Raw genomic sequence first — 20,215 nt, 5'->3', positions numbered from 1 at the left:
ATCCCGACGGAGTCGTCCTTGCGGGCATCGTCTCAGTCGGCATCGTCGGAGACCTCGTCATCAGCGTCATCAGCATCGGCATCGTCCTTGCCGTCGGTCGAACCGGCCCTGGCCGGCCCGACGCCACAGGACATTCCGATTCTGGAACCTTTGGACTCCGGACCGCTGCCCGGATTCGTTCCTGCCGCGAAACCGCGTCAGACCGCGATTCCGTCGACGCCGATCGCGCTATCCGTTCCGCCGACGCCAACGCCGTACACGGGCACGCCGGTCACCGGTGCCACAGGAGTGACCGATACGACCGGCATCACAGGAACGCCTCCGACGACGGATGCGCCGTCGGGCATTGCGAATATAGACTTGAACATTAATGAAACAGGGAAGGAAGAGCCACGATGAGTATGTACATCCCCGCATCATTAGCCGGCGGACGGTACACCGTTGGCAATCTCGTCGGGCATGGCGGCATGGCGGAGGTCCACGTGGGTACGGACACTCGTCTGGGCCGCACTGTCGCCATCAAGATCATGAGGGCCGATCTGGCCAGCGATCCGATCTTCATCGCACGATTCCGTCGTGAAGCGCATTCGGTAGCCCAGCTGAACAATCCCAATATCGTATCGATCTACGATTCCGGCGAGGAGAATCTCAAGGACGACGCCGGACGTGACGTCAGCGTCCCGTATCTGGTGATGGAATACGTGCAGGGACAGACGCTGCGCGACATCCTCAAGGCCAACGGGGCACTGAGCCAGCGCGATTCCGAACAGATCATGCTCGGCGTGCTCGGCGCACTCGAGTATTCGCATCGTATGGGCATCATCCACCGCGATATCAAGCCCGGCAACATCATGATCAGCGATCAGGGTGTGGTGAAGGTGATGGACTTCGGTATCGCCCGAGCGCTTGATGACTCGTCCGCCACCATGACCCAGTCGCAGGGCGTGGTGGGCACTGCACAGTATCTTTCTCCTGAGCAGGCCCGAGGCGAGAACGTGGATATGCGTTCCGATCTGTACTCGGCCGGATGCGTGCTGTATGAGATGCTGACCGGACGGCCGCCGTTCACCGGCGACTCCGCCGTGGCGATCGCCTACCAGCATGTGTCCGAAGTGGCCACACCGCCGAGCGCGATCGTTCCCGGACTGCCCAAGATGTGGGATTCGATCTGTGCCAAGGCCATGGCCAAGGACCGTCAGAACCGCTACACCACGGCCACCGAGTTCCGCAACGATGTGCTGGCCCTGATGAACGGCGGCACCCCTGTGGCGGCCGCGTTCAACCCGCTCACTGATCTGGCCAATATGAAGGCCCGCAAGGAGCAGGAAGCCGGCGAGACCATGGTGATGGGTGCCGGTGCGAACGGGGCTGCCGGCAATGGCGGTGCGAACGGCGGCACCATGGCGTTTAATCCGATCGAGACCGGTACCGGTGTTGCCGGCAACGGCATGAACGGTATGGACGCCGGCAACGCCGGTCGCGGCGCGGCCCGTGCCGAGGCCGCCAGGGCCAAGAAAAAGAAGCGGATCATCATCAGCACGGTTCTGGCCATCGTCGCTTTGGTGGCGGCCGGACTGGGCATCTGGTATGTCACGTCGGGCAGCTCAACCGAGCAGGTGACCGTGCCTACGATCACCGAACAGATGTCGAGCGAACTGGCCTGCCAGCGCATCCAGGACGCCGGATTGACCTGCAAGACCGCCGATGACAATGATTCCGCCAAGGAGAAGGGCATGTTCACCAAGCAGAGCCCCGACGGCGGTTCCAAGGCCGCCAAGGGCAGCACGGTGACCGTGTGGTTCTCCACCGGCCCCAAGCAGGGTGAGGTGCCTGATGTGTCCGGCATGACGCAGGAGAAGGCCAAGAAGACGCTCGAGGACGCCGGATTCACGGTGAGTGGCAGCGCCTCCGTTGAGGAGAGTGCGACCGTGGCGAAGGATCACGTCACCCGCACCGACCCGGCCAGCGGCACGCAGAAGGCCAAGGGCACATCGATCCTCATCTACATCTCCTCCGGTATGACCACCGTCCCCGACGGCCTGTCCGGCATCTCCGCCGACGCCGCCGAGGCCAAGCTCAAGCAGGCCGGTCTGAACGCCACCACACAGCAGGTGGCATCCAGTGACGTGGATGAGGGCAATGTGGTCAGCACCAGCCCGGATGAGGGTTCCAAGGTGGAGCAGGGCAGCACGGTGACGCTGTACGTGTCGAAGGGTTCCGATCAGGTGACCGTGCCCGACGTGACCGGCCAGTCGCTCTCCTCCGCGCGTCAGGCGCTGCAGGCGCTCGGCCTCACGGTGAGCTCCAGCGGCAACGACAGCGACACGGTGACCAGCCAGAGCCCGACCGCCAACAGCAAGGTGAACGCCGGCAGCTCGGTGACGCTGAATACCAGCGGCTCCGGCTCCAACAATGGCGACACAAACAGCACGGTTGGATCCTCGCCGAGCCCCAACACCAGCTCGTCGGGCAGTGATCCGTTCGGTGTGATGGGCAAGTCGCAGTCCGAGATGAAGTCGATCATGGACGGCCAGAAGGTGAAGTACACCATCAGTGGTCCCGGCAACGACGATGCCAAGGTGACCGGTGTGACCAAGAACGCCGACGGCTCATACACCATCACCGTGCAGTAGTCGGTGATCGCAAAAGGTCCGGCGGAAGATTCCTATTCAGGAGTCCTCCGCCGGACCTTTTCGTTTGCCGTTTTCCTCGGTATCAATCACTCCGCGTCGACGGCAACCTTGGGCTTGAGCCCCTTGGACTTCTCGACGGCGTTGGTCTGTCCGCACACCGCGAGCCAGTTAGCGAGCAGACGATAGCCGCCTTCGGTCATCACGGATTCGGGGTGGAACTGCACGGCGTACAGCGGCAGTTCCTTGTGGCGAATCCCCTGTACGATATGATCGCCCTGCGTCCACGCGGTCACCTGCAACGTGTCGGGCACACTGTCGGGTTCCACGGCCAGCGAATGGTAGCGTGTGGCGGTCATCGGGTTGGGGATGCCGGCGAAGATCTCATCGTCCAGATGCTCGATCTGGCTGGTCTTGCCATGCATGATCGTGGGCGCATGCCCCACCGTGCAACCGAACACCTCGGCGAGCGCCTGCATGCCCAAGCACACACCGAACATGGGCTTGCGCACCTTGGCGCACAGTCGGATCATGTCCTCGCTCACGCCGGAGTCGGCGGGCGCGCCGGGGCCAGGGGAGATGAGCACGCCGTCGTAGTCGTCGAGCAGTCCGGGCGTGGCCGGGTCGATCGCGTCGTTGCGCACCACTGTTACCGTGGCACCCAGCGTCTCCACATATCCGACGATCGTGTATACGAACGAATCGTAGTTGTCGATGACCAGAATCCTTGCGGAATCGGTTGTCGTATCCGTCATGGCTGCTCCTCCGCTGTCTGCTGTTTGCTGCCTGTTATTGGTCGTTCCGTTGAATGGGCTTCGCTGCGTCTACTCTACGGCAACGAAGTTCGACGTGACTTTCAGATATGGAATATTGGACGCCGCCCACGGGAACGCCCATTCGAACAGGGTCGCGGCGATCGCGAGGGCCAGAATGAGCATCAATACCCATCGGATGAGCATGGGGCCGGGCTGGTGCCGGTAGAACCATCCGTAGAGGCTTGCGGAGGGCTTGCTGCGCACGCCGTACTTGATCTGCCTGAGTACCGGGTATCGCCAGGCGACAAGCGCGGCGAGATACACCACGACGTAGGCGATGGCGAGCGCGATCACCAGGTTCTCCATGGATCCGGACACTTTGGCGAGCGGTGAGGACTGGCCGCGTTCGAACTGTACGCCGCCGGATGATGCGGATGCGGCGAGTTCCTGTGGGATGCCGTCGGAGACCTTGGCCCAGTAGTCGAATTTGCCGTAGGAGATCCAGCGGTGTGTGGCTTCGGTGTATCGCGGCTCGCATGTGGTGAGTGTGATGTAGCGGTCGGTGGGCGTTGCTCCGGGCTGTCCGGGGACCGCGGCCACGACTTCGGTGGATTCGGGGGTGACGATCTTGTAGTCGGTGTACGTGTACACGTACCAGTAGTCCTGTGTGCGCAGGATGATCTTGTCGCCGGGTTGGAGTTCGTCGACGTGGGCGAGGGGTTCGCCGTAGCCGGATCGGTGGCCGGCGATGGCCACGTTGCCGAGTTGTCCGGGCATCTGGGTTTCGGAGTAGTGGCCCAGGCCGTGGCGGGAGAGCTGGTAGGCGTCGGTGCCCTCCACGACGTTGCGCTGCCATGATTGTCCGAATCGGGGGACGTAGAGCTGCGCGATCAGGTCGCCGGTGACGGCTCCTTGCGGCTGGACCGGCGGATCGCCCTGCTGTGCCTTGGCGATGGTGTAGTCGTTACCGTTTTTCTGCGGGTCCACCCAGGAGACGCTGTCTCGTTGGGAGCTTTGCGCCTGTTCGGATTCCACGCCGGTCCACCACAGCTGCCATGCGATGTACAGGGCGAGTACTGCGGCGAGGGTGAGCAGGATCTCGCCGAGAATGCCGAGGATCGCGGATGCCGCGGAGCCCCTCCCGCTGCCGGGGTTGCGCGTCATACGGGCGTTGGCGGTCGGTTGGGCCATGGTTTGTGCCATGTTAGCTTTCCTTTACCTTGGCGTATTTGAGTGTCTGCGGCACCGCGTTGGCGGCGTCGAATCGAAGATTGTCGGATCGTTCGACCTTCCATCCGAGGCCGATCGAGTCCACGTATTCCTTGTACACCTGCACGGTTGGTGAATTGTTGAGCGCCTGGACCATGTCGTTCACCGGTCCGATGGCGGATATCTTGAACGGTGGCGCGTATCGCTTGCCTTGGAGCAGCAGTACGTTGCCTACGCATCGCACGGCGGAGTTGTAGGTCACGCGCTGGTCCTCGATCATCATGGATTCGGCGCCACCGGCCCAGAGCGCGTTCACCACGCCTTCGATGTCCTGCTGGTGGACGACGTAGTCGTTGATGTCGGCCGATGATCCGGAGTCGCCCACCTTGGTCTCCCACAGTGGGGAGTCGTCGAGCGTGACGGTGACGCCTGGCCCCTCCACGGCCTTGAGTTTGGTGCCTGATCCCACGTCCTCAGAGTTCGTGGAGCTGTCGTTGCCGGTCAGGGTTTTCAATGCGTCGATCTTGTCACTGAGAGTGTTGACATCGCCTTCGAGTTCAGTGACCTTGCGGGATCGCTCATTGAGCAGCTGGGTGGTGTCGGACGTGACGGTGACGGAACGGTTGATGCGCACGTTCGTGACGAAGAGGTATCCGGCGAGCGCGAACACGATGATCACGGAGAGCGCGCCGACCATCGACTTACGCGCTACATGTCTGCCTCCGTGCTTGCCCATGATCGTCAATCCGCCTTATCCGTTCGTATTGTTCGTCCTATTATTGGATTCGACTTGTCAACTGTTTCCACTCTAGCCACTACTATGACTAGTAGCTTACGTTAAAGGAGTAATCTCTCATGGCTGAACAGGACGAGCAGAAGCTCGACGAAACCAAGGCGGACACCGTCACCGACACCACCGCCGATGTTGATGTCAAGGAACCGGACGACAAGACCGTGGATGTCGCCGACAAGGACGAGACCGCCGACAAGGACAAGTCCGACGACAAGGACGACGATTTCGGCATTTCCATGGACAAGGTGGAGGCCGTGCTCAACAAGAGCGTTGACGAGGCCGCCATGACGCCGCAGATGCGCAAGATGTTCGCCCGTCAGCAGGAGAATACGAAGCGTGTGGAGGAGTCGATCAAGGGCACCAAGTCGAATCCGGCCTGGTTCGTGCCGCTGTTCTGCGCGCTGCTGGTGATCGGTCTGGTGTGGGTGGTCGTGTACTACATGACGTACGATTACCCGATTCCGAACATCGGTGCGTGGAATCTTGCCATCGGATTCGGCATCATGCTGATCGGATTCCTGATGACCATGTGGTGGCGCTGACCCGCTCAATGCACCGTACCGCACTACGACACCGTATGCTGTCGACATACGGATGGGTATGGCACTGATCGTATATATGACGATCCTCCCGGATCAATTCATGATTCGGGAGGATCGTTTGGTATTGGTGCCGTGCGATGACTCGTCGTATCGGCCTTATCCCAGTGTGGGAATCAGGCACCACGCGCTCACACCGGCAACGACGATGAACAATGCGATGCCGTATACCCAGGCCCGCGCGGTAAGGCCTGTTTTGCGTAGTGCCGGCAGTCCGGCGACCATCAGCCATGCGTACAGTCCGCCGATCACGAATCCGCCGACGTGCGCCTGCCATGCGATGCCGGGGGCGATGAACGGCATGATGAAGTTGATCGCCAACCATACGATCATGGATGTCATGTCCATGCCGATGCGACGGTAGGCGACGAAGATGGCGGCGAACAGGCCAAACAGGGCTCCGGACGCCCCGTATGTGGACATGCCCCAGCCGGTGCCGCCGGGCAGCAGTCGGGCCCAGAGCAGCAGTGCCATGTCTCCGCCCAATCCGGACAGCAGATAGAAACCGAGGAACTGCCAGTGGCCGAGCATGCGCTCCAGTACCGGCCCGATGGCCCAGAGGGTGAGCATGTTGAACAGGATGTGGAAGATGCCTGGTTCGTGCAGGAACAGTGCGGTGATGAACGTCCATGGCATCTGCGCGGCAAGTGCGGAGGTGAACATACCGTAGCCGAGTATGGTGCCCAGCAGGTTCGGCGCGATGAATCTGGTGATGATTTCCACTGCCCACATGACCACGCAGATCATGATGATCGCGGAGGTGATCACTGGTCCGCCCATGCGCCACTGATGGCGGATGTTGTCGCGATCGAATAGGTCGTGCGATGTGGGGGAGTTGGGGAACAGACGAAAACGTTGGCTCATGGACCCTACTGTATGGCATGGTAGGGCCGGTGAGAAGAGACGGACGGGCGAGGATGCCTGTGATGGGATGACTTTCAAGGGACGTTCGGCGTGGATGCTCACAGCTTGGGCACATCGTCGGCTTAGAATGGGTGAAAGCGGTCTGAAAGGGCAGGCTGTAATTCCCTGTGAAAGGAGCCAATATGGAGAACAAGTCGTCGAACGGGTGGAAGTTCTTCGCGCTTCTGTTCGGTGCGTTGCTGGCCGGTCTGGCGGCGCTGTACCTGTACAAGCAGCAGAACCCGGAGTATGACCCGTGGGAGGAGCCGTGGGAGAACAGCTCTTCTCCGGTCGATCTGAGTGTCACGAAGAAGGAGAAGGCCGAGGCCGACGAGGCCGCGGAAGAGGCTGAGGCCGACGAGGCTGAAACCGCCGAAGAGGCCTGAGAGTTTTCCCGTTAGGGTTGGGGTTCAGGTTCGCCTGACATACAAAACGTGGGTGGTGGCGCTACCGGAAGCACATTGCTTTCGATAGCGCCACCACCCACATTGTTTATGTACTCAATCACCCTCCGCAGTCGCGAGCAAGCGAGTTGACTGACGAGTGTGGCATCGGCTGCGCAGAAGGTGAAGGCGTACAAAGGTACGTCGAACCTTCTGCGCAACCGATGACACTCCGTCAGTCAGCGAGCGGAGAAGTGTGCCAGATTCGCTCGAGATAATCCTCAATCGCGCGGTCGGAGCTGAAGTAGCCGGTGTTGGCCACGTTGAGGATGGCCTTGCGGTTCCACTCCATGGGCTGACGGTAGAGGTCCTCGATCTGGTACTGGATGTCGGCGTAGGCGCTGAAGTCGGCGAGGGTCATGAAGTAGTCCTTGGTGAGCCAGTCGGCAACGAGCGGCGCGTAGGTGTTGCGGTCGCCGTCGGAGAAGGTACCGGAGGAGATCATGTCGATGGCCATCTTGAGGCGGGGGTCGGCTTCGTAGTACTTGGCCGGATCGTAGCCTTCCTCGTAGAGGGCTTCGACTTCGTCGACGGTGAGACCGAAGAGGAAGAAGTTGTCGGCACCGACGCGTTCGCGGATCTCGACGTTGGCACCGTCGAGGGTTCCGACGGTAAGGGCGCCGTTGAGGGCGAACTTCATGTTACCGGTGCCGGAGGCTTCCTTACCGGCCTGGGAGATCTGCTCGTCAAGCTCGGTGGCGGGGATGAGGTGCTGAGCGAGACGAACGTTGTAGTTGGCGGGGAAGTGGACGGCCAGCTTGCCCTTGACGTCGGGGTCGTTGTTGACGACACGGGCGACGTTGTTGATGAGCTGGATGGTGAGCTTGGCCATGTAGTAACCCGGGGCGGCCTTGGCGCCGAAGAAGACGGTACGGGGGAGAACGTCATCAACGTTGACGGTACCGTTCTTGATGGCGGCGTAGCGGGAGATGAGGGCCAGGATCTTGAGGGACTGGCGCTTGTACTCGTGGAGGCGCTTGACCATGGTGTTGAACATGGTGTCCGGGTTGGCTTCGAAGCCGTAGCGGTCCTTGGCGAAGTTGGCGAAGGCGACCTTGTTGGCGTGCTTGACTTCGGCGAACTTCTTGACGAATTCGTCGTCGTTGGCCAGAGGAACGAGGCCCTGGAGCAGGTCGAGGTCGCTGAGCCACTTGTCGGTGCCGAGGCCTTCGGTGATGAGGGCGCTCAGGCGGGGGTTGGCAAGGCGGATGAAGCGACGGGGGGTGACACCGTTGGTGACGTTGGTGAACTTGGTGGGGAAGAGGTCGGAGAAGTCACGGAGGGTGACGTCCTTGAGGAGCTGGGAGTGGAGCTCGGCAACGCCGTTGACGTGGGATCCGCCGGCGGTAGCGAGGTAGGCCATACGCACCTGCGGGTGCTCGCCTTCGGTGACGATGCGCATGCGGTTGATGCGCTCCTTGTCACGGGTGAGGCCCTTGAGCTCGGCGAGGAAGTGCTCGTTGATCTCGTTGATGATCTCCATGTGGCGAGGCAGCAGCTCGTTGATGAGGTCGACGGGCCAGACTTCGAGGGCTTCCGGAAGCAGGGTGTGGCAGGTGTAGTTGAAGGTCTTGGTGGTGATATCCCAGGCGGTATCCCAGTCGTAGTCGTATTCGTCGATCAGGATGCGCATGAGCTCGGGGATGCCGATCACCGGGTGGGTGTCGTTGAGCTGGAAGGTGATCTTGTCCGGGAAGGTGGTCAGATCAGGCTTGTCCTGGCCGGGGTAGAACACGCGGATGGCGTCGTGCAGGGATGCGGCGACGAAGAAGTACTGCTGCTCGAGGCGCAGGCGCTTGCCCTGAGGAGTGGAGTCCTCCGGGTAGAGGATCTTCGAGATGTTTTCGGCCTCAACCTGCGGCTTGACGGCGTCGAGGTACTCGCTCTTGTTGAAGGTGAGGAGGTCGAACTCGTCGTAGCTCTTGGCACTCCACAGACGCAGGGTGTCAACACGGCCGGAGGCGTAGCCCGGAACCATGTAGTCGACCGGGACGGCGCGCACGGACCAGACCGGCTTCCAAACCTTCTTGCCGTTCTCCTCGACGACCTCGCCGCCGAAGGAGACCTTCTGGGAACGGTTGTAGTCGATGTGGCCCCACGGCTCATCGTTGGCGAGCCAGTAGTCAGGGCGCTCGACCTGCTTGCCCTCGGCGTCGAACTCCTGCTTGAAGATACCGTACTTGTACTGGATGCCGTAACCGAAGGCCGGCACGCCCAGCGAGGCGAGGGAATCAACGTAGCAGGCAGCCAGACGACCCAGACCACCGTTGCCGAGGCCGGGCTCGTACTCGGCGTCGACGACGAGCTGCGGGTCATGGCCCAGAGTCTTGACGGCTTCATCGAACTCGGTCAGCATGCCCAGGTTGAGCAGCGCGTTACGCAGCTGCTTACCGATGAGGAACTCGGCGGACAGGTAGCCGACGGCCTTGGTGTTGCCTTCGACCATGGCCTTCTGCGTAGCGGTCCAGGAGTCCATGAGGTGGCGGCGAACGGCCAGGGACGACGCGACGTAGATGTCGGCGTCGGTAGCCTGTTCAAGAGTCACGCCCTGGTTGTACTTCAGCTGCTCCTTGATTTCGTCAATGAACTGCTCGGTGGTCACCGGGGACTTCGGTGCGGTTTGCTCAGTCATAAAGCACTCTTTCTCGTGAGAAACATCTCCCGCTAGACATTATCCGTCCGCAAAGGCGACTCTGCCTAGCTTTCAGATGAATTCTGGATGACGGATTCACCTGTCTGAGACCAACAATATCCGATGGTAGCACTTGAACGTGCCAATTGCAGTTGTTTCAAGTGAACAAACGCTGGCGCAATCATCCTTCAAACCACACATCGGAAAGGGACGTGGGATGATGATCATATGGCATCCATTTTGAAGAAGGATCTACCCGAAGGAAAACGGGCGTTGGAGCAATGGCGGCAAACGGCAGCGAACGAGCCCGCGGAAACGGACGATCTGCCTCGTCGGGTCTGGGCCATGGCCGTGCGATATTCGTTGTATCTCATGGAACGCAGAGCGCCGGGTGAAGGCGTGGAAGTGCGCGTAGCGCCATGGGGCGCGATCAAAATTCTGGATGGGCCTGCATCAGATCCGCATAATCTCACGCCTCCCGACGTGATCGAACTCGAACCGGACGTATGGCTGCGATTGGTCTGCGGAATGAGCACATGGGACGAGGAGAAGAACGCCGGACACATCAGCGCGGTGGGCGAGCGCGACGATCTGAGTGAACTGCTCCCGTTGATATAGCGGAAGGGAACTACCGCGAACGACGACGCGCACAGACTTCGATACAAATATATATAGGTATGAAAAAGGGGCAGGCACCCGAATGGCGTCTGCCCCTTACATTATCTGCCGAATACGAACGATCACTGATCGATCATTCGTCGGAATCGGACTCGGAATCCTCCGTCTTCGGCTTGGCCGGAGCGGCTGGTTTTACGGTTTTCTTCAATGCGGAAGGCATCGGCATGGGAATCGGTCCCCGTCGAACGGGAGCCTTGGCGGCCGGCTTCTCCTCCGCCTTCTTGGCGGCTTCGGCGGCCCACTGCGCGTACTCGTCCAGTTCCTCGCCATCAACCCCGCCGGACGCATGATCCGCATGATCATCGGCATGAATCTTGGTTTCGATCGTCGCAAACGGATCCGCAGCGGATGGAGTCACCTCATCCTGACTTGACAGTTCCTTCGCGAGCTCATCGTAATCGGTATCAGTGGTGAGGTACTTGAGCTTACGGGCAATTCGCGTCTGCTTAGCCTTCTGACGTCCGCGGCCCATCTGACCCCCTTCGCCAGTCTATTGTGCCCGAGGCAACACGTTTCCTAATTCATCACATAAGAGAGTACCACTAATCTTGGGATGTCGGCTCAGACTTTTACGATTAGAGCGTTATTTTTCAATACCTTCAACAAAAACGGGTTGGTGCGTAATGGCCGAAGAGCAGCAGTTGACAGCAGCAGGCAACGAAATGAGCGCGAGCTTCCTCGCAGCGAAGAAACGCTCCGACGCCACGCTCGCCAAACTTGAGGCCGATCCCAGCAAGTTCACCATGCTCACCGGCGACCGCCCGACCGGCCGTCTGCACCTCGGCCACTACTTCGGCTCCATCAAGGAGCGCGTGGCCATGCAGAACCGCGGCGTGAACACCAACATCATCATCGCCGACTATCAGGTGATCACCGACCGCGACACCACCGAGCACATCGAAGACAACGTGCTCAACCTCGTTCTCGACTACATGGCCGCCGGCATCGACCCGACCAAGACCATGATCTTCACGCATTCCGCAGTGCCCGCCGAGAACCAGCTCATGCTGCCGTTCCTCTCCCTCGTCACCGAGGCCGAACTGCACCGCAACCCCACCGTCAAGTCCGAGATGGAAGCCAGCGGCCACGCACTGACCGGCCTGCTGCTCACCTACCCCGTGCATCAGGCATGCGACATCCTCTTCTGCAAAGCCAACGTGGTGCCGATCGGCAAGGACAACCTGCCGCACGTGGAGATCACCCGCACCATCGCCCGCCGCTTCAACGAGCGTTTCGCCAAGAAGAACCCCGTGTTCCCCGAGCCGTCCGCCATCCTGTCCGACGCTCCGGAGATCCCGGGCCTCGACGGCCGCAAGATGAGCAAGTCCTACGGCAACTCCATCATGCTGGGTGCCACCGCGGAAGAAACCGCCAAGCTCATCAAGAAGAGCCCCACCGACTCCGAGCGCACCATCACATTCGACCCGATCAACCGTCCGCAGGTCGCCGCCCTGCTCACCACCGCCGGTCTGGTAACCGGTCGTGACCCACAGGAGATCGCCGACGAGATCGGCGCCGCCGGTGCCGGTGCCCTCAAGAAGTACGTCACCGACTCCGTCAACGAGTTCCTGGCCCCGCATCGCGAGCGCCGCGCCGAACTCGCCAAGGACATGGATTCCATCCGAGACATCCTCCACGACGGCAACAAGCGCGCCAATGCGATCGCCGAAGAGACGTTGGATGAAGTGCGCTCCGCCATGGGCATGAAATACTGAGTTTTGGATGATGGAGTGTCCGCGGCGTTACTCCTCAGTCGACGTACCTTTGTACGCCTTCCTTCGGTGCGCCTTGCGGACACACACATCATCCAAAACTCGACAATGAACCGGCGTTACGGAACACTCGACGTACTTTTGTACGCCTTCGCGTTCCGCGCCTTGAAGACACACGCATTACACAAACAATCAACCACACGCAAATGGAGTGTCCGCGGCGTTACTCCTCAGTCGACGTACCTTCGTACGCCTTCCTTCGGTGCGCCTTGCGGACACACACATCATCCAAAACTCAACGGCGAACCAGGGTTTGTGGTTCATAAATCGTGGTTATGGTAGGTAGCCCCGCGGAATGTCTCGGTAAGTGTGTAGCTGGTTTTGGTCGCATGCGTGCGTCGAATGTGCACTGAAGCGTGCCCCTTGATGCGGGTTTGGCACAAGCGTGCGTCGAACAAGCACTGGAGCGTGTCCCCGGTGCTTGTTCGACGTCTCTGTGCGTCATATGCGCATCGGGGCGTGCGTCCGGTGCTTGTTCGTCACAAGCGCGCGTCAGATACGCACCGAGGCGGGGAACCGTCTTTCTCCATGTCGTCACCGCTTTGATCGGCGCGGCTCTCAGCGGGAGACCCTTCCCGCCGGCATCACGACCGGTGGCAGCCAAAACCAGTCACACACCTGTCGAGACAATCCCCAGCCCCATGGAACTTCTCGGTGTTCCGCGGGGTTTTGTCGTGTCATGAACCGGAAATCTCCGTGAACACCGCGTGGCGATAGTCGGACCATTGGGGGAGTGGGCGACGCTCACGAGCGGCTTTCTGGATGTCGCCGTAGAAATGCAGTTTGCAGAGCAAATGCGCATGCGCCTCCTCAAGTGCACGACGCTGTTCGTCCAACGCCTCATGCCGCTCGTACAGCAGCTCCATGATCTCATCGATATGGCCGACTTCGTCGGACTCGTAGGAGAAAAACCGCTGCAACTCGCTGATGCTCATGCCGGCGTGCTTGAAGCAGCAGATTGTGCGCAGTCGGTTGATGTGACATTCCCGGTACACGCGCTGCCCTGCGGAGTCGCGTTCCACGTTGGTGAGCAGACCCGCATCCTCGTAATAACGCAACGTGGACGGCTGCATGTGAAACATCGCGGCGACCTGCCGGATGGAGTATCCGACGGGATCGGCAATGGCAACGTCGTTGTTATCATGGCCGTTGTCGATATGCGTAGTCGTTGCCATACATCAGCTCCTGTCTTGAAATCATCGCCACCGCGCAATCATCGTCATCGTGCAATCCGGTGTGATTTGCGTTCAAGTGCGCTTGAAGTGTAACGATGGAATCACGATATCAACCGATTTCGATATCGCCTGGTTTTTTGCATGTCAGCAAAGGAGCAATGATGTTCGAACCCACAACCGTGTACACGCCCGCGCCCAGCCGATACGATGACATGGTCTATAACCGTTGCGGCAATTCTGGTTTGAAGCTGCCGGCACTGTCACTGGGATTTTGGCATAATTTCGGTGATCTCACGCCGTATGAGCATATGAAGCAGCTGGTGTTCACGGCGTTCGACCATGGCATCACACATTTTGATCTTGCGAACAACTATGGGCCGGAACCGGGGCAGGCCGAGAAGAACTGCGGCCGTCTGTTGCGCCAGTATTTCCGCGGGCATCGTGACGAGCTGATCATCAGCACCAAGGCCGGGTATGAGATGTGGCAGGGGCCGTACGGCGATGGAGGCAGCCGCAAGTATCTGTTGGCGAGTCTGGATCAGAGTCTGGAGCGTCTGGGTTTGGATTACGTGGATATCTTCTACCATCACCGTCCGGATACGGAGACGCCGCTTGAGGAGACGATGAGCGCGCTGGCGCAGGCGGTGAGCAGCGGTAAGGCGCTGTACGTGGGTCTGTCGAACTATGACGGCCCGACGATGGAGAAGGCGACGGCGATGCTGCAGGAGCTGCGTGTGCCGTTCATCATCAATCAGAACAAGTTCAATATTTTCGATCGTCGTCCGGCGGATAACGGACTGCTGGATGCGGCGGAACGGCTCGGCAAGGGCGTGATCACGTTCAGCCCGCTGCAGCAGGGACTGCTGACGAACCGGTATCTGAACGGCGTGCCGGACGACAGCCGTATCAAGGCGGATGGCCGGTTCCTGCACGAGAACGCGTTGACGCCGGAACGTCTGGCGCAGATTCGCGCGTTGAATGATCTGGCCGCCGATCGTGGTCAGACGCTGGCGGAGATGTCGGTGGCGTGGCTGCTGCATCATCCGGCGGTGACGACCGTGCTGGTGGGCGCATCGAAGCCGCAGCAGATCGTCGACAACATCGGTGCGCTAAAGAATCTCGAGTTCAGCGACGACGAACTGCGCCGCATCGACGAAATCGCCCTAGGCAAGTAACGCACAGCCGCACCGAAGAGACGTACAAAGGTACGCACCCCGTAAAAATCATCGGATAACGCGTGCGACATCAAGGCACAGAAGACGAAGGCGTACAAAGGTACGTCGAGTCTTCTGAAACGCAGATGACGCTCCGTTATCCGATGATTTGGCATTATTCACATGATGCGTGCGACACCAAGGCGCACCGAAGGAAGACGTACAAAGGTACGTCGACTAAGGAGCAACGCAGGCGGCGCTCCGTTACCCGGTGACCCGAATTATTCACATGATGCGTGCGACACCAAGGCGCACCGAAGGAAGACGTACAAAGGTACGTCGACTAAGGAGCAACGCAGGCGGCGCTCCATCATGTGAATAATTCAGATGTCGTAGCGCCAGGAACGGTCAGTCACCACACGTGCCATGGCGAGTCCAACGGGCAGGCAGATGATGACCATGAAGGCGCGGAAGGCCCAGTCGAGGGCGTTTTGGGTGTCGAACTGGCCGAGGTAAAACATGGCGCGGTACATGTACATGCCGGGAACCATGATGACGATGGAGGGGACGGTGAGGCAGATACGGGGGTAGCCGAGGTGTGGGGGAAGCCAGCCGTGGCGGACGGAGGAACGCCAGCCGGCGGCGAGGAGACCGGCGAGGAAGGCACCGATGAAGGTGGCGGCTTCCGGGGGAACGCTGAGAAGGTCCTGGATTTCCAGACGCAGGGTGTCGGTGATGGCACCGATGGAGGCGGCGACGAGGCACATGCGCTGGGGGGAGTTGAACATGACGGAGAAGCCCCAGACGCCGATGAAGGCGAAGATGAAGCGCAGAACGCCGGTGACGGCAGTACTGAGGCCTTGGGGTTCAAAGCCTTGGGGGTTGAGGAAGACGATGCGGGCGACGGCCCAGCCTGCGAGGGTGGCCATGAGGATGATGGAGAGCGCGTAGGTGAGTCGTTGGATGCCGGAGGGGAAGTCGATTTTGGCGATGTCGAGGCCGCCGGTGATGAGGGGGAATCCGGGGATGACGAAGAGCATGGCACCGATGTAGGCGGTGTCATGGGCGAGCGCGATGGGATCGTAGAAGCCGATGAGTCGCAGGGTGCCGGTGCAGGCGAGCGCGGCAACGAAGACGGCGACGAAGGTGACGAAGAACTGGTTGAGGTGCTTGGCGAAGAGTTTGCGACGGAGCCAGTGTCCGATGCCGGCGCCGACGAATGCGGCGATCATGTCGTAGAGTCCACCACCGAGTAGGAATACGAAGGATGCGCAGGCGATGGCGGATGCGAATCCGGCGAATTCGGGGCTGTAGAGCGGCTTGCGATGTTCGATAAGGTCGAGTCGTTCGTGGGCCTGGCGCACGGTGATGGGGTGGAAGTCCGGGTGCGCGGGGTTGATCGGATTGGTGTGGTGTTCGAAGTGTTTGGCGTATTCGCGCGGGGGTTTGATGCCGCGCTTGGTGTCATGTTTGAGACTGCCTGTGGCGGCAGCGCGGGAGATGGGATCGTTATCCCCGGAGTTTTCCGCATGCTGTGGATCGTGTGAAGCGTGCGGGTTGCGGTCGTCAGGGGTGTTGTGCGAGTCATGCGCGTGAGCGTTTATCTGTTCGGCGATGGGATCGGTGCTGTCCTGACGCTGCTGTCGGGCGATTTCATCGAGGCGTTCCTGTGCGGTGGATGCGCTGGTGGGCTGCATGGGCAGATCGGCATCTGCCATGCCGTCCTGCGCGTTCGCGTTTGCCGGGGAATTGGCTTCGGGATGTTTGGCGGCGCGACGTTCCTCCTTGGAGGCTTCGGCGGACAGCTGCGATGCGTCACGCACGTCGAGATGTTCCACCAGGGTGTCGGAGACTTTGAGTCCGCGGCTGTGATAGACGGCGGAATGGCCGAGGTTGACGCTGAACCAGTCGGCGAAGTGTTCGAGCAGCCAGATGCGTTCGGTGTTGACGCCGGTGGTGGGGAGATCCACGACCTCGGTGTTGCGGTTCTTGCCGTCGGTGCAGGAGGCCTCGATGTCGGTGAGGTTGACGTCGGCGCGCACGTGCACGCCAAGCGGGTAGGCGATGCGATGCATCATCTGGCGTACACGGTAGCTTCCGGTGCCGGCGGCCAGATCGAGCATACCGACGCGTACGATCACGCTGGTTTTCGCGGCGATACCCGCCTCTACCACGGGCTTGTCGAGATCCCGTTCGATGTCTTCCATGTCGAGCGGAATGGAGTGGGTGTGGAATTTGGTGACCTTATCGACGCCGGCGGGAATCGCGGCGCCGTGAGGGGTCCCGTTCTTGTCATGCTTCTTCCCGAAAATCACACTTCCTATTTGTACTCCTGCACGCAGAACGAGGCGTAACGAAAGCGGATTTACGGCACTGTGAAGCGAATCCAAGGTACGTAGACAACTCGAGATTGTCCATTATGAAAACTTCCCGTAATAAACGGAGGGTTCGGCGCAATAGAATGGTGGGGCGTCTGTTCATCGGCTTTGGGTTCGGAACGGTCGGCAGCCATAACTGCGGAGGAGCCGCAGAACGCCGATAGACGAACAACCGATGACGAGGCAAAGGAGGTCTGAATGACAGACGAGACGATTAAAGCCGCCGATTCGGGAATCGTTAGCACCGGAACCGGCACGAAGGGTCCCGAGGAGCAGAATCTTCCTGCCAACCTTGGCGACAACATGGATCTGTTCCTTCGTTTGCTGCGTACGGTGCTGAAAGAGTACGACGGTAATCTGCTGGACAACTTCGATCAGCTGCTGGAATACGCCAATGAGGCGACCAGTGGCGAGTTCGGTGGCACCAGCGGGGAATACGACGATGACGATCCTGAGCAGGTCGGCTTTGAAAAGGCCGTGAAACTCATTGATTCGGTATCCGTGGATGACGCCACTCTGCTGGCCCGCGCATTCACCACATACTTCCATCTGGCGAATCTGTCGGAGGAGAACTACCGAGTCAGCGTTCTGCATGAGCGCGAGAAGCAGGTTCCCGTTGACGCCCCCACCGATCCGATCAACGAAATGACCGGCGCATACAAGCGCATGATCGAAGAGTGCGGACCGGCGAAGGCCAAGGAGCTGCTGGAGAAGCTGGAGTTCCATCCGGTGTTCACCGCGCACCCGACCGAGGCCCGTCGTAAGGCCGTGGAAGGCAAGATCCGTCGTATCGCCGAACTGCTTGAGGAGCGCCCGCGTCTGGGTGGTTCCGATCTGGCGGAGAACGAGCGTCTGATGCTCAATGAGATCGACGCCATGTTCCGTACGTCTCCGATCGCGCTGAAGAAGCCGACCCCTGTTGAAGAGGCCGACACAATTCTTGACATCTTTGATAACACGCTGTTCGACACCGTGCCGAAGGTGTACCGCCGCTTTGATGATTGGGTGCTGGGCGACAAGGCGGGCAAGGTTCCGCCGGCATGCCCCGCGTTCTTCCACCCGGGCAGCTGGATCGGTTCCGACCGTGACGGCAACCCGAACGTGACCGCTCGCGTGAGCCGTCAGGTGGCTCGCAAGTTCAGCGATCATGTGATCGCGAAGCTTGAGAAGGCCACCCGTGAGGTGGGCCGTAACCTGACGTTGGAATCCAAGGACACCAAGCCGTGCGCCGGCCTGCTGAGCCTGTGGAGCCACCAGCGCGAGATGAGCGAGCGCCTGACCGAGAAGGCCGAGCTGATCTCCACCAAGGAGCCGCATCGTGCGGTGATGCTGGTGATCGCCGACCGTCTGCACGCCACCATTGAGCGTGACACCGATCTGATGTACCACTCCTGCGATGATTACATCGCCGATCTGAAGACCGTGCAGAAGTCGCTGGCCGACGCCGGCGCTCCGCGTAGCGCGTATGGCCCGCTGCAGACGCTGATCTGGCAGGCCGAGACGTTCGGTTTCCACATGGTCGAGATGGAGTTCCGTCAGCACTCCGTGGTGCATTCCCGTGCTCTTGCCGATATTCGCGAGCACGGTCTGCATGGTGAGCGCGGCGAACTGCAGCCGATGACCCGCGAGGTGCTCGACACCTTCCGCGCGCTCGGTTCGATTCAGCGTCGTAACGGTACGAAGGCCGCTCGCCGCTACATCATCTCGTTCACCAAGTCCGCTCAGAACATCAAGGATGTGTACGAGCTCAACCGTCTGGCGTTCGAGCACCCGGAGGATGCGCCGATCATCGACGTGATTCCGCTGTTCGAGCAGCTTGAGGATCTGCAGAACTGCGTGGATGTGCTTGACGCCATGCTGAAGATCCCGGAGGTGCAGGCTCGACTGAAGGCCACCGGTCGTAAGCTCGAGGTCATGCTTGGCTACTCCGATTCGTCGAAGGATGCCGGTCCGACCACGGCTACGCTGGCCCTGCATTCGGCCGAGGCGCGCATTGTGGAATGGGCTGAGGCCAACAACCTTGATCTGACGCTGTTCCACGGTCGTGGCGGTGCCGTCGGTCGTGGCGGTGGCCCGGCCAACCGTGCCGTGCTTGCCCAGCCGCGTGGTTCCGTGAACTGCCGCTTCAAGCTCACCGAGCAGGGCGAGGTCATCTTCGCTCGTTACGGCAACCCGGTGCTGGCCGTGCGCCACATCGAGTCCGTTGCTTCGGCCACGCTGCTGCAGTCCGCTCCGAGCGTGGAGAAGACGAACACGGAGATGACCGCGAAGTACGCTGACATGACCAAGCAGCTGGATGACGCGTCTCACGCGCGCTTCCTCGATCTGCTGAACACGCCGGACTTCGCCCCGTGGTTCTCCATCGTCACTCCGCTTACCGAGGTCGGCCTGCTGCCGATCGGCTCCCGTCCGGCCAAGCGTGGTCTGGGCGCGAAGTCGCTCGACGATCTGCGTACGATCCCGTGGGTGTTCTCCTGGGCTCAGGCCCGCATCAACCTGGCCGCCTGGTACGGTCTGGGTTCCGCATGCGAGCAGTTCGGCGACCTTGCCACCATGCGCAAGGCGTATCAGGAGTGGCCGCTGTTCAGCACCTTCATCGACAACATCGAGATGTCGCTGGCCAAGACCGATGAGCGTATCGCCAAGCTGTATCTGGCTCTCGGCGATCGTGATGATCTGCGCGACAAGGTGCTTGAGGAGATGGCGCTCACCCGCAAGTGGGTTCTGAAGATCGTGGGCGATGAGTGGCCGCTGCAGCACCGTCACGTACTCGGTCAGGCTATTCGAATCCGCTCGCCGTACGTGAACGCGCTGTCGGTCACGCAGGTGCGTGCGCTGCGTTCGGTGCGTCGTCGCGACGAGAAGAACGAGCTGAGCGAGTCTCAGACCGCGGACTTCATCTACCTGATCCTCTGCACCGTGTCCGGTGTGGCGGCAGGCCTGCAGAACACGGGCTGATCGGCCGCCGGTCTCCCGGTTCCCGTTGACAGGGCCCGCAAGGATACGTTCCGTTTCGGACGTACCCTTGCGGGCCTTTGCGTTACCGGTCTGGGTCAAACCATGTCATGAGGAATCAATATCGGGAGTGCTCGTG

General features: G+C 60.5%; 15 protein-coding genes. 7 read left to right on the top strand and 8 right to left on the bottom strand.

Translation table 11 applies throughout. The features are described 5' to 3' along the window. Positions 1-395: 395 nt before the first annotated feature. Positions 396-2,633 (top strand): Stk1 family PASTA domain-containing Ser/Thr kinase, encoded by a 2,238-nt coding sequence (gene pknB / locus BTIS_RS09585; RefSeq protein ID WP_094664916.1) that lies wholly within the window; start codon positions 396-398, stop codon positions 2,631-2,633. Positions 2,634-2,719: 86 nt separating this feature from the next. Here pknB and BTIS_RS09580 read toward each other — a convergent pair whose 3' ends face one another. The 3 genes from BTIS_RS09580 to BTIS_RS09570 all read right to left on the bottom strand — a co-directional run bounded on the left by BTIS_RS09580 (position 2,720) and on the right by BTIS_RS09570 (position 5,330). Next, positions 2,720-3,385 carry an anthranilate synthase component II gene (locus tag BTIS_RS09580; protein WP_094664914.1) on the bottom strand — a complete coding sequence of 222 codons (666 nt, stop codon included), beginning with the start codon at positions 3,383-3,385 and terminating at the stop codon, positions 2,720-2,722. A gap of 69 nt (positions 3,386-3,454) precedes the next feature. After that, entirely contained in the window at positions 3,455-4,576 is a 1,122-nt protein-coding gene (locus BTIS_RS09575; RefSeq protein WP_375137759.1) for a class E sortase, read from the bottom strand. Between the two features lie 13 nt (positions 4,577-4,589). Beyond that, entirely contained in the window at positions 4,590-5,330 is a 741-nt protein-coding gene (locus BTIS_RS09570) for a DUF881 domain-containing protein (RefSeq protein ID WP_094664912.1), read from the bottom strand. A gap of 119 nt (positions 5,331-5,449) precedes the next feature. On the opposite strand from BTIS_RS09570, the gene crgA reads away from it, so the two are divergent. Continuing rightward, positions 5,450-5,929, top strand: coding sequence for a cell division protein CrgA (gene crgA / locus BTIS_RS09565; RefSeq protein ID WP_094664910.1), 480 nt, complete (start codon positions 5,450-5,452; stop codon positions 5,927-5,929). Between the two features lie 156 nt (positions 5,930-6,085). On the opposite strand, the gene BTIS_RS09560 is transcribed toward crgA, so the two are convergent. Continuing rightward, the gene (locus tag BTIS_RS09560; RefSeq protein ID WP_094664908.1) at positions 6,086-6,850 is read right to left on the bottom strand and encodes a rhomboid family intramembrane serine protease; all 765 of its coding nucleotides are present in this window, start codon (positions 6,848-6,850) and stop codon (positions 6,086-6,088) included. Between the two features lie 182 nt (positions 6,851-7,032). Here BTIS_RS09560 and BTIS_RS09555 point away from each other — a divergent pair, with 182 nt between their 5' ends. After that, positions 7,033-7,275: a hypothetical protein gene (locus BTIS_RS09555; RefSeq protein ID WP_094664906.1), complete on the top strand. Its 243-nt coding sequence runs from the start codon at positions 7,033-7,035 to the stop codon at positions 7,273-7,275. Between the two features lie 232 nt (positions 7,276-7,507). Here the strand turns inward: BTIS_RS09555 and BTIS_RS09550 are convergent, their stop codons facing one another. Next, positions 7,508-9,964: a glycogen/starch/alpha-glucan phosphorylase gene (locus BTIS_RS09550; RefSeq protein WP_094664904.1), complete on the bottom strand. Its 2,457-nt coding sequence runs from the start codon at positions 9,962-9,964 to the stop codon at positions 7,508-7,510. Positions 9,965-10,192: 228 nt separating this feature from the next. On the opposite strand from BTIS_RS09550, the gene BTIS_RS09545 reads away from it, so the two are divergent. Further along, a complete protein-coding gene (locus BTIS_RS09545) occupies positions 10,193-10,582 on the top strand; it encodes a sterol carrier family protein (RefSeq protein ID WP_094664903.1) in 390 nt (129 codons plus the stop codon). Between the two features lie 133 nt (positions 10,583-10,715). Here BTIS_RS09545 and BTIS_RS09540 read toward each other — a convergent pair whose 3' ends face one another. After that, on the bottom strand, positions 10,716-11,114 hold the full coding sequence (locus BTIS_RS09540; RefSeq protein ID WP_094664901.1) for a DUF3073 domain-containing protein: 399 nt from the start codon (positions 11,112-11,114) through the stop codon (positions 10,716-10,718). Positions 11,115-11,265: 151 nt separating this feature from the next. Between BTIS_RS09540 and trpS the strand changes: the two genes are divergently transcribed. Next, complete coding sequence (gene trpS, locus BTIS_RS09535; protein ID WP_094664899.1) at positions 11,266-12,357, top strand: tryptophan--tRNA ligase; 1,092 nt, start codon at positions 11,266-11,268, stop codon at positions 12,355-12,357. Between the two features lie 734 nt (positions 12,358-13,091). Here trpS and BTIS_RS09530 read toward each other — a convergent pair. Further along, entirely contained in the window at positions 13,092-13,589 is a 498-nt protein-coding gene (locus BTIS_RS09530) for a MerR family transcriptional regulator (RefSeq protein WP_094664897.1), read from the bottom strand. A 161-nt stretch (positions 13,590-13,750) separates the two neighbouring features. On the opposite strand from BTIS_RS09530, the gene BTIS_RS09525 reads away from it, so the two are divergent. Continuing rightward, entirely contained in the window at positions 13,751-14,764 is a 1,014-nt protein-coding gene (locus tag BTIS_RS09525) for an aldo/keto reductase (protein WP_094664895.1), read from the top strand. A 362-nt stretch (positions 14,765-15,126) separates the two neighbouring features. On the opposite strand, the gene BTIS_RS09520 is transcribed toward BTIS_RS09525, so the two are convergent. Further along, on the bottom strand, positions 15,127-16,950 hold the full coding sequence (locus BTIS_RS09520; RefSeq protein ID WP_094664934.1) for a threonine/serine exporter family protein: 1,824 nt from the start codon (positions 16,948-16,950) through the stop codon (positions 15,127-15,129). Between the two features lie 369 nt (positions 16,951-17,319). Here BTIS_RS09520 and BTIS_RS09515 point away from each other — a divergent pair, with 369 nt between their 5' ends. Next, entirely contained in the window at positions 17,320-20,079 is a 2,760-nt protein-coding gene (locus BTIS_RS09515; protein WP_094664893.1) for a phosphoenolpyruvate carboxylase, read from the top strand. Positions 20,080-20,215 lie beyond the last annotated feature (136 nt).

It is taken from the genome of Bifidobacterium tissieri (assembly GCF_002259645.1).
GTDB lineage: Bacteria > Actinomycetota > Actinomycetes > Actinomycetales > Bifidobacteriaceae > Galliscardovia > Galliscardovia tissieri.
This window is presented reverse-complemented; position numbering and strand designations above follow the sequence as displayed.